Here is a 9,554-nt window from a genome sequence, read left to right on the forward strand (position 1 = left end):
TTTTATAAACTATTTTCTATACGCCTTTTTATCTAATGCGGTAAACAAAGACAGGAAATAAAGAAAAGATTAGATAAGAATTATTCTTGTTCTTTGAAACCGCCATATGAAAATTTATGTTAAGAAAATACGAAATATTATGCGTTTAGAAAAAACTATCAACTATCAACCATCAACCATGTTTTTCTGTCATAAAAACCTCCAGTTTTTACGACCAAACCTGCGGTTTGTGTCATTCCCGCGCACGCGGGAATCCATACTCCAGATTCCGTGTCAAGCACGGAATGACAGGAGGAGAGTGTCATTCCCGCGAAAGCATGCCCTCGACCTGATCGGGGGCGGGAATCCAGACTCCAGATTCCGTGTCAAGCACGGAATGACATCTATTGATACCCCACGGCAAATGGCGGGGTTATTTATTTTTGAGAAGTTCACATGCTCGTTTATAGAAGGGGCTTTTTTTATCTATTGAAGAGAGTATGTTTTTTGCCTTTTTCTGTAGGGATAGCTTCAGATAACAATACCCTTTGTAGTATTTTATGTCATCGGTTATGCCGAATTTCTCTACTATTTTGTTCATCATAATAAGAGCTTTCCAGTAATCTTTTTTAGCTATATATAGAGAAGATAAACTCCACAGATAATCCTTGTTTTCTCCATTTGAAAAAGCAATGGCATCCTCAAAGTCTTCTTCTGCTTTTTTCCAATTTTTCAATTTCATATAGACACTGGCTCTATTATAATAAGCCAAATCTGGATGAGAATAAGTGGGGTTATTTATGAGCCTTGTAAAACATTGAATTGCCTTTTCAAATTCATTATTCTCTGCATAAGCTATTCCCAAAGCATTATAAGCGTCTCCAAATTCTTTATCCTTTTCTATTGCCTGTAAAAAATAATTCTTTGCCTTTTCTTTTTCTCCCCTTAATCTGTAAGCCATGCCTGTCATGTAATATATTCGTGGGTTGGAAGGGTCCAGCTTTTTTGCATGTTCAAGATAGACAAAGGCTTGAGGCAAGGCTTTTATGTCTTTATGATAAATGATATTTCTTCCCATTTCGTAATAGATGAGTGATTCTTTTTTGTTTTGTGCAGGGTTAGTTGTTGCACATGAAGAAAGAAATATAAGAAACAATAGTAGGAAAACATACTTAAATTTTGACATCCATTGAAATTATACAACGCTTAATATATATTTTCAATAATCAATCTTTTAGGAGAGAAAAATGAAAACTAATTTGTATCCAATGAGAGGAAGATTATATTTGAAAAGTAAAAAGTACAAGGAGCCTACGGTTTGCCCTAAATGTGGATTGGTATTTACAGGCGGAAGGTGGAAAAGATTGGAAGAAAAACCAGAGGGAGAGGTGAATACTGAGTTGTGTCCCGCCTGCAAATGTATAAGGGATAAATATTTTGCTGGAGTGTTGCGCATAAATAGTGATTTGGTAAAAACAAAGAATGAGGAGATAAAAAATCTTATAAGAAATGAGGAAGAAAAAATGCAAAGAGTGAGTCCCTTGAGAAGGATAGGAAAGATAGAAGAAGATATTGAAAAAGGGAAGATGGTTATTCATACTACATTTGAACATCTGGCTACTCGCATAGGCAAGGCACTGGCAAGAGCATACAAGGGAGAGTTGGAGATAAAGTATAAAGTGGGCGTAAAAGCGGTGAGAGTGTGGTGGAAAAGGTAAAAATACTCGTAACGGGTGCCACCGGTTTTGTGGGTAGAAATGTTATAGATGAATTGAGAAGAGAAGGCAGGGAATGCATAGCTTTGATTAGAAATAAACAAAAAGCAGAGAAAATATGGGGGAAAAACATTGAATTGCGTATAGCAGATTTGAGAGATAGAGAAACAGTATCTTCTACTTTCAAAGGTGTAGATATCGTTGTTCACATAGCAGGTCTTATAAAAACGAATAGGAATAGCGAATTTTATTCATCCAATGTTACGGGCGCAGAGAATGTAGCTCGGGCTTCATCGTTATGTGGTGTTAAAAAGATTATATATGTGAGCAGTCTTTCTGTGCAAAATCCTATTTCTCATTATGGAAAGTCAAAGCTTCTGGCTGAAAAGAAACTCTTACAGTATAAAGATGGATTGCAAATAAGCATTCTTAGACCTGCGGTTGTCTATGGTCCTTACGATGAGGGGATGTATTATTATTTTAAAATGGCGAAAAGGGGCATGATCCCTATTTTAAGAAAAGAGAGATATATCAGTCTCATCTATGTAAAGGATGTGGCAAGAACGATAAACCTGCTTATAGATAGAGATAACCCTGAGACGGAGGTTTTTCAGCTTTCGGATAATCACATATATACATGGGAATATGCCGCTCGTGCTCTATTTGATAGCGTGAATATAAAGGGAAAAGTAATAAGATTTCCCGAATTTTCACCTTATGTTTTCGCTTATTCCTCCAGAGTTTTTTCCAAAATTTTTAAATATGAACCGATTCTTACCATAGATAAAATGAGAGAGTTTATGCAGAAAAAATGGATATGTAATTCATCCCGCCTTTTCTTAAAAACAGGCTTTATTCCTTCCTATACAATTGAAAAGGGTTTCAAGAAAACAGCCCAATGGTATATAGAAAATGACTGGTTATGAGGCAATAAGATTCATTAATGATGTTTTATATATATTAGACCAGAGAAGGCTGCCTTTAGAAGAGGAGTATTTTGAAGCGAAAACCTACAAAGATATAGTCTATGCCATAGATAATATGGTGCTGCGCGGTGCTCCTTTAATAGGTATTGCTGCCGCTTTTGGTATTTATCTATCCATAAAGGATGCGAAAACAAAACAAGAGATATTCTCTAAGTTTCATGAAGCAAAAAGTAGGATTTCTCAGACCCGACCCACGGCTGTAAGTTTATTTAAGGCAATGAATGAGATGGGAAAATGTATTGATGAATTTAACATTTTACCAGAATATAAATTAAAGAATAAGCTGAGGGCAAAAGCAATATCTTTGTGGGAGAAGGAAAAAGAGACAGAAGAAGAGATGGCTGGGGCAGGAGCAAATTATTTAAAGGATAAAAAGCGTATTCTTACCCATTGTAATACGGGTATGCTGGCTACAGGTGGATATGGAACGGCATTAGGAGTAATTAGAAAATTATGGGAAGAAAACGGGGAGATTATGGTAATAGTGGACGAAACGCGTCCTTTTCTGCAAGGGTCCAGATTAACAGCCTGGGAATTAAAAAAACTAAGTATTCCTTACAGGATTGTTGTAGATAGCGCATGCTGCATATTGATGGATAGAGGCTTGGTAGATTGTGTAATTGTAGGAGCGGATAGAATTGCAAAAAATGGTGATGTGGCAAATAAAATTGGCACCGCTTCTCTATCTACAGTGGCAAAGAGATTTGATGTGCCTTTTTTTGTAGTTGCTCCTTTTGAAACTATAGACAAGAATATAGAATCTGGAAAAGATATTCCCATAGAAATAAGAGATGACAACGAGATAACACAGATTAAAGATTTTGTTATTGCACCAGAGGGTTCAAAAACGCTTAATTTTTCTTTTGATGTTACGAATGCAGAATTTATCTCCGCTATTATCACGGAAGAAGGTATCTTTCATTATCCTTATAATTTTAAGTAGACAAAAGTTCTTTCACTTTTTGCTTTAATTCCGTAAGATCCGGCGATTTAATAATGTAAGCGTCTGCTGCCCATACGGTGAAGTCCTGTTTGTAGTGGGCATAAGCAGTGGACATAACAACCGGGGTGTTGGAAGATTTTTCCTTGAGTATTCTTAGAATTTCGATACCAGTCATCTCTGGCATGTTTATGTCCAGGATTACTATGTCTGGCTTTTCTTTTTCAAAGAGCTCGATTGCTTCTTTTCCAGTTTTTGCCGTAATTACATCATATCCTTCATCTTTAAATTCTTCCTCATAAAGGAGGCAGATACTTTCTTCATCATCTACTGCTAAAACTTTCTTTTTCATTATGGTTTCTCCTTCAATAATTTGATGGTAAATGTAACGCCTTTTCCTATGTTGTTGTCTATTTCTATTTTCCCATTTTGTTCCTGAATGATTTGTTTTACGATAGAAAGACCCAGCCCTGTCCCATTAGATTTTGTAGTATAAAAGGGTTTAAAGATGTGCGACATTGTGTCTAAATCAATACCTCCTGCGTTGTCTTGAACACTTACGGATATATATTTACCATCTGTGTCTGTTTTTATTTTTATTTTTCCTGTTCTTTTTGATTTTAGCGCATCAGCAGCATTATTTAGTAGATTCAATAACACTTGCTCTATGCGGTCGGCATTGCCGTAACACTGTTTTGTGTTTTTATCCAGCAAGCATTGAAATTTAATATCTTTGTTTGTTGTTTGTTCCTGGACCAATTTTATCGCATTTTCTATGGTTTGATTTATGTCAAAGTAGGTTTGCGGACTTTTTACTGAGGTTTTAGAAAATCTGTTTATATCTATCACCAATCTGTCTAATCGCTGCAGTTCCTTTTCAATTATTTCTACATATCTCGTTGCTTTTCCCTCGTCTTCAGGGATATATTTTTTTAATCGATTGAAGAATCCGGAAATGCCCAGCAAGACATTTTTGATTTCGTGAGTTACTGATGCTGTTACCTCTCCTAATTTTTTGAGAGATTCAGTCTGGAGAAGCTGAGTTTGGGCGGATATAAGCATTCTGTTTAATTGTTTGTATTCTTCAATATTTAATAGATTGTCTATGGCTATCGCCGCACGATTGGAAAAGAGCAAAATTATATTTAGATCATTTTCGGTGATAGGTTTTTTGTTAAAATAATTATCTGCAAGTATAAATCCAATGAGATTGCCTCTGGAGATAAGAGGAGAAATCGCAAACTCTTCTAAGGTTATTTTATCTGTTATTTGTTTGTCTATATCTTTTGCCTGTTTGGCTTTTAACAATATCGCTTGTTTTGTTTGCAAAAACTTTTGAATAAAGGGACTTTCTTCTATATGATATTGGATGTTTTGTATCTCTTTGCAAAAATTGCTTTGGCTTTGTGCTTCTATATCTATTTCATTCAAAAGCCATTCGCTCATTTTCCCTTTTAAGTTTAAATTTTTCAATCCATCCCATATACAAGCGGCTTCTTTTGCAGAATCTGGGCCGATACCCAAGATACCTTTTACTATACCTTCTTTTTTATCTATCAGAAAAAGAGCTGCCCTGTTAAATCCCAGGCCATCACCCAATGTCACGGAAGTGAGAATAATATGAAACAATTGTTCTATATTATCAGTAGAGCTTATTGCTATGCCTGCTTCGTATAAAAGCTTAAAGTAATCTGTTTCTCTCATCTTTTTATTACTTTTTTGTATAACCTAATATATTTCTTAGCCTGTTCTTCCCATGACCAATCCATTTTCATATCCTGTTTTACCATTTTATTCAATGTTTTTTCGTCGTTACTATACAAGTATAGTGCCTTTTCCATAGTATTACAAAGGGCATCTTTAGTATATGCTCTGAATGAGAAACCAGTGCCTTCTTTCTTTTTAAGATTATAATTCTTTACACTGTCTTTTAGTCCACCTGTTGCTCTTACTATAGGAATAGCGCCATATCTGTAGGCAATAAGAGGGCCTAATCCACAGGGTTCATATAGAGAAGGCACCAGGAAAAAGTCGCATGATGCGTATATTTTGTGGGCCAATGCCTCATCAAATCCTATATTTACAGATACTTTATTTTTATAATTTTTAGAGATACTTTGCAATGCATCTTCATATTGTTTGTCTCCTTTGCCTAAGATGATGAATTCCACTCTGTATTTTTTTAGCAGTGTTTGCATAGCGGGAATAACAATATCTATCCCCTTTTGTTTGGCAAGCCTGCTGATTATTCCTATCAATGGATAATCTCTATATGTTAGCTTCATCTCTTTTTGCAGATTTTTTTTATTTGTCTTTCGTGCAGATATTTTTCTGTGTGTATAATTTGCATAAATTAAGGGGTCTTTTTTGGGGTTCCATTTCTCATAATCAATACCATTCATTATGCCATACAGGTCTTTACCTCTCTTTCTCAAAATACCATCTAATCCTGCTCCATAATCTTTGGTTTGTATCTCTTCTGCATAAGTTTTGCTTACGGTATTTATAATGTCCGAAAAGACAATACCTGCTTTTAAGTAACTTATTTTCCCATAAAATTCCAATTCTTCCATATTGTAAACACTTTGAGGCAAGCCTGTCATTGGCAGAGAGATAGGATCGAATAAGCCCTGGTAGCCGATGTTATGGATGGTAAAGATAGTTTTCGTATGGTGAAAAAATGGATCATCTTTATATAGGGTTTTTAAGTATGCGGGTATGAGTCCTGATTGCCAGTCATTGCAGTGGATGATGTCTGGTTTATATCCTATTTGCTTGCAGGATTCAATAACCGCTCTACAAAAAAATGCAAATCTTTCTGCATTGTCTTCATAATCCTTTTCTTTCGTTCCATATAGTCCTTCCCTATCATAATATGCATCTTTTTCTACAAAGTAGGTTTCAACCCCGTTGTAGTCTGTTTTCCATAGGGCAGAGCTTTCTATCATGTCTTTTACAGGCACCTTCAGGTCCCGGGTTACCAATTTTAAAGAGAAATCTTTTTCCGTTACGCATCTATATTTTGGCGAGATTAGTTTCACCTCTACGCCACTTTTTTGTAGAGCCTTGGGTAATGCTCCTGCTACATCAGCCAACCCGCCTGTTTTAGAAAAAGGGAAAATTTCTGATGAGACCAACAAAAGTTTCATAAATCCTCCTAATCAATAGTAAGGTTTTTCAGGAATTTTGTTGCTTCCTCCGGTGGTGTGGGGTTAATATAAAACCCACTTCCCCATTCAAAGCCTGCTATTCGTGTCAGTCGGGGCATAATTTCTAAAAACCAATGGTAGTAATCATCACACTTTTCTGTAAAGGGGGCATTCTGGAGAACAAAGTTATAGGGAGGATTGTCTAAAGCTTTGGCCAATTTTTTTATCGCAGACTTTAATATGCTCGCGAAATCATTGTATGTTTTCTCATCCTGTTGTTCATAATGGGTTTGGTGTTCCCTGGGTATTATTTGCATTTCAAATGGGAAACGAGAGGCGAAAGGACATAGAGACACAAAACTATCATTTTCCTCAACAATTCTTTCTTGCGAATAAAGCTCTTGCTGCAGCATGTCGCATATTGCACATCTACCCCTGTAATCATAGTATATTTCTGCTCCCTTTATATTTTCGCTTACTCTTTTAGGTAAAATAGGAAGGGAAATAAGTTGAGAATGGGAATGTTCTAATGAGGCACCGGCTAAAACACCAAAATTCTTGAATACTAAAACATATTTCATTCGTTTGTCTTTGTGCAGGTCGGCAATGCGCTCCTTGTATGCAGTAACAATATTTTTCACCCTATAAAAAGGCATGTTCTCTATCGTCTCGTCATGGTTGGGTGTTTCAATTATCACTTCATGTGCTCCTATACCATTCATCATATCATACATGCCTATACCACGCTTATCAAGACCTCCTTCAATGCCTAATGCAGGAAATTTGTTTGGCACTACCCTTAGTTCCCAATTAGAGTCATTCGGGGCACTTCCCGGCTTTCTTACTGCATATATTTCTGGTGGGACATAGTTTTCATTTCCTGGATCGAAAGGACAAAAACCTTTTTTTCGCTCCGCCTTTTCTACCTTAAAATCCATTGGTCTTCTACCTCTTTCAGTAGAGATGATTACCCATCTTTCGCATAAAGGATCCTTTCTTAACTCAGACATATTTCCGTTCCTACACCACTTTTGGTAAGTATCTCTTCTAAGAGGGTATGTTTTCTTTTGCCGTTAATGATGTGACATTTTTTTACGCCCGCTTTAACTACACTAATAGCACCCTCCAATTTAGGGATCATTCCCCCCTGCACTATGTTTTTTTCTATGAAAAATTTTGCTTTTTCTACGGTGAGAGAAGAAACCCTATTTTCATTTTCATCCATTATTCCATCCGTATCTGTAAGATAAATAAGCTTTTCTGCTTTTAAGCTTATGGCTATTTCGCTTGCCACCGTGTCTGCATTGATATTGTAATTTTTACCATCTTCGCCAAAGCCAATAGGGGAAATTACAGGAATATATCCGGCTTTGGAGAGAGTTGTTAGAGGTAAGGGGTTTATATTCATGATCTCTCCTACATATCCTAAATTTACATCATCTGTAATTTTTTTCTTTGCTTTTATCAAATTACCGTCTATTCCACTCATACCAATTGCTCTTCCACCTGTATTATTTATAGACATTACAATTTGTTTATTAATTTTCCCTGCTAAAACCATAGTTACTATTTCCATTGTTTTTTCATTAGTTATTCTTAACCCCCGATAGAAAGTTGTTTCTATATCTAATTTATCCAATGTTTTACTTATTTCCTGTCCGCCACCATGTACTATTACAGGGTTTATTCCTACATATTTCAGTAGAACAATATCTTCACAAAAACTCTTTATTTCTTTCTGGGCACTACCCCCATACTTAACTATAAATACTTTCTCGCAAAACTTCCTTATATAGGGCAGCGCTTCTATAAGAATCTCAACTCTTTTTTTACTCATTTCCCAACTTTTACAAAGTAAACTTTGATATATTGAAAGTCAAGCCAAACGACGAAGTCGTTTGTGGAGTCAGTGGATTCAATTTTTTTTAATCTCGCCTCTTTCGGGATTTTTAATGATTTCTTTTATCCGATTGTCCAGTTCAATTTGTAGCTTTTTTATGATTTTCTTTTTGAACTTAATAAATTTGTTAGATGCTATTACACGCACTAATCCAGCGTACCAAATTTATATTCTTCGTATAGACCATTTTCTATTTCTTTTTTAGCTTCTAAAGTATCTTTAATAAAAAACAAAGGCAAATCAGGGTTTCCTTCCATTTCTATGGCATTTTGCAGATAGGTTCTTAGCTGTTCCGACACTGTTCTATTGTTAATTTTAGCTTTAATTTTTATTTTTCTCTCTAATTCTTCAGGTATCCTTACTGTCAACATAAATTCCTCCTGTATTCTTATTGAATACAGGATTATAGTATGGAAAGAAAATTAAAAAGTCAAAGATTTGAGCTATTGCGTTTATTCTTTCCTCCTGTCATTCCGTGCTTGACACGGAATCTGGAGTATGGATTCCCGCATTCGCGGGAATGACAGAGGGAATGACACTCTTTCCCTGTCATTCCGTCCCCGCATCGGTGTGCGGGGTGACATTACTTGACACGGAATCTGGGGTATGGATTCCCGCGTGCGCGGGAATGACACAAATCGCAGATTTGGTCGTAAAAATTCCCTTAGAATTTTATGACACAAATCGCAGATTTGGTCGTAAAAACTGGAGGTTTTTACGACAGGAAAACATGGTTGATGGTTTTTTCCAAACGCATAATATTTCGTATTTTCTTAACATAAATTTTCATAATGCGACAGAAAAAAAGAGAGAAAATGTTGTATTCTCACCTCCCGCATTAGATAAAAAGGCGTATAGAAAATAGTTTATAAAAAGTGTTAAGAA

Annotated in this window: 11 protein-coding genes; 3 read left to right on the forward strand and 8 right to left on the reverse strand. The window is 35.9% G+C overall.

Features of this window, described 5'->3' with window-relative positions:
* Nucleotides 1–412: 412 nt before the first annotated feature.
* On the reverse strand, nt 413–1,165 hold the full coding sequence (locus tag J7J10_04525; protein ID MCD6130195.1) for a tetratricopeptide repeat protein: 753 nt from the start codon (nt 1,163–1,165) through the stop codon (nt 413–415).
* A gap of 61 nt (nt 1,166–1,226) precedes the next feature.
* Here J7J10_04525 and J7J10_04530 point away from each other — a divergent pair, with 61 nt between their 5' ends.
* Genes J7J10_04530 through mtnA form a run of 3 tightly spaced genes read left to right on the forward strand, consistent with a single transcriptional unit; the run spans nt 1,227 to nt 3,623 of the window.
* Nucleotides 1,227–1,697, forward strand: a complete 471-nt coding sequence (locus J7J10_04530; GenBank protein MCD6130196.1) for an ATPase — start codon at nt 1,227–1,229, stop codon at nt 1,695–1,697.
* Nucleotides 1,685–2,620 (forward strand): NAD-dependent epimerase/dehydratase family protein, encoded by a 936-nt coding sequence (locus J7J10_04535; GenBank protein MCD6130197.1) that lies wholly within the window; start codon nt 1,685–1,687, stop codon nt 2,618–2,620. Before J7J10_04530 ends, J7J10_04535 begins: the two co-directional genes overlap by 13 nt.
* Entirely contained in the window at nt 2,607–3,623 is a 1,017-nt protein-coding gene (gene mtnA, locus J7J10_04540) for an S-methyl-5-thioribose-1-phosphate isomerase (GenBank protein ID MCD6130198.1), read from the forward strand. Before J7J10_04535 ends, mtnA begins: the two co-directional genes overlap by 14 nt.
* Here mtnA and J7J10_04545 read toward each other — a convergent pair.
* The 7 genes from J7J10_04545 to J7J10_04575 all read right to left on the reverse strand — a co-directional run bounded on the left by J7J10_04545 (nt 3,616) and on the right by J7J10_04575 (nt 9,040).
* Entirely contained in the window at nt 3,616–3,972 is a 357-nt protein-coding gene (locus J7J10_04545; protein ID MCD6130199.1) for a response regulator, read from the reverse strand. The genes mtnA and J7J10_04545 overlap by 8 nt on opposite strands.
* The gene (locus J7J10_04550; GenBank protein MCD6130200.1) at nt 3,972–5,324 is read right to left on the reverse strand and encodes a GHKL domain-containing protein; all 1,353 of its coding nucleotides are present in this window, start codon (nt 5,322–5,324) and stop codon (nt 3,972–3,974) included. The genes J7J10_04545 and J7J10_04550 overlap by 1 nt, the downstream gene beginning before the upstream one ends.
* On the reverse strand, nt 5,321–6,769 hold the full coding sequence (gene glgA, locus J7J10_04555; GenBank protein ID MCD6130201.1) for a glycogen synthase GlgA: 1,449 nt from the start codon (nt 6,767–6,769) through the stop codon (nt 5,321–5,323). Before glgA ends, J7J10_04550 begins: the two co-directional genes overlap by 4 nt.
* A gap of 8 nt (nt 6,770–6,777) precedes the next feature.
* A complete protein-coding gene (gene galT, locus J7J10_04560) occupies nt 6,778–7,779 on the reverse strand; it encodes a galactose-1-phosphate uridylyltransferase (protein ID MCD6130202.1) in 1,002 nt (333 codons plus the stop codon).
* Nucleotides 7,767–8,606, reverse strand: a complete 840-nt coding sequence (gene argB, locus J7J10_04565; protein ID MCD6130203.1) for an acetylglutamate kinase — start codon at nt 8,604–8,606, stop codon at nt 7,767–7,769. Before argB ends, galT begins: the two co-directional genes overlap by 13 nt.
* A 78-nt stretch (nt 8,607–8,684) precedes the next feature.
* Nucleotides 8,685–8,816 carry a type II toxin-antitoxin system RelE/ParE family toxin gene (locus J7J10_04570; GenBank protein ID MCD6130204.1) on the reverse strand — a complete coding sequence of 44 codons (132 nt, stop codon included), beginning with the start codon at nt 8,814–8,816 and terminating at the stop codon, nt 8,685–8,687.
* Nucleotides 8,816–9,040, reverse strand: coding sequence for a hypothetical protein (locus J7J10_04575; GenBank protein ID MCD6130205.1), 225 nt, complete (start codon nt 9,038–9,040; stop codon nt 8,816–8,818). Before J7J10_04575 ends, J7J10_04570 begins: the two co-directional genes overlap by 1 nt.
* Nucleotides 9,041–9,554 lie beyond the last annotated feature (514 nt).

This window comes from Deltaproteobacteria bacterium (assembly GCA_021159305.1).
GTDB lineage: Bacteria > Campylobacterota_A > Desulfurellia > JAGGSF01 > JAGGSF01 > JAGGSF01.

What these genes read in the sequence shown, in the direction of transcription:
- J7J10_04525 (MCD6130195.1), bottom strand. Translation starts at nt 1,165, where the DNA reads ATGTCAAAATTTAAGTATGTTTTCCTACTATTGTTTCTTATATTTCTT.
- J7J10_04550 (MCD6130200.1), bottom strand. Translation starts at nt 5,324, where the DNA reads ATGAGAGAAACAGATTACTTTAAGCTTTTATACGAAGCAGGCATAGCA.
- J7J10_04575 (MCD6130205.1), bottom strand. Translation starts at nt 9,040, where the DNA reads ATGTTGACAGTAAGGATACCTGAAGAATTAGAGAGAAAAATAAAAATT.
- J7J10_04530 (MCD6130196.1), top strand. Translation starts at nt 1,227, where the DNA reads ATGAAAACTAATTTGTATCCAATGAGAGGAAGATTATATTTGAAAAGT.
- J7J10_04545 (MCD6130199.1), bottom strand. Translation starts at nt 3,972, where the DNA reads ATGAAAAAGAAAGTTTTAGCAGTAGATGATGAAGAAAGTATCTGCCTC.
- glgA (MCD6130201.1), bottom strand. Translation starts at nt 6,769, where the DNA reads ATGAAACTTTTGTTGGTCTCATCAGAAATTTTCCCTTTTTCTAAAACA.
- mtnA (MCD6130198.1), top strand. Translation starts at nt 2,607, where the DNA reads ATGACTGGTTATGAGGCAATAAGATTCATTAATGATGTTTTATATATA.
- galT (MCD6130202.1), bottom strand. Translation starts at nt 7,779, where the DNA reads ATGTCTGAGTTAAGAAAGGATCCTTTATGCGAAAGATGGGTAATCATC.
- argB (MCD6130203.1), bottom strand. Translation starts at nt 8,606, where the DNA reads ATGAGTAAAAAAAGAGTTGAGATTCTTATAGAAGCGCTGCCCTATATA.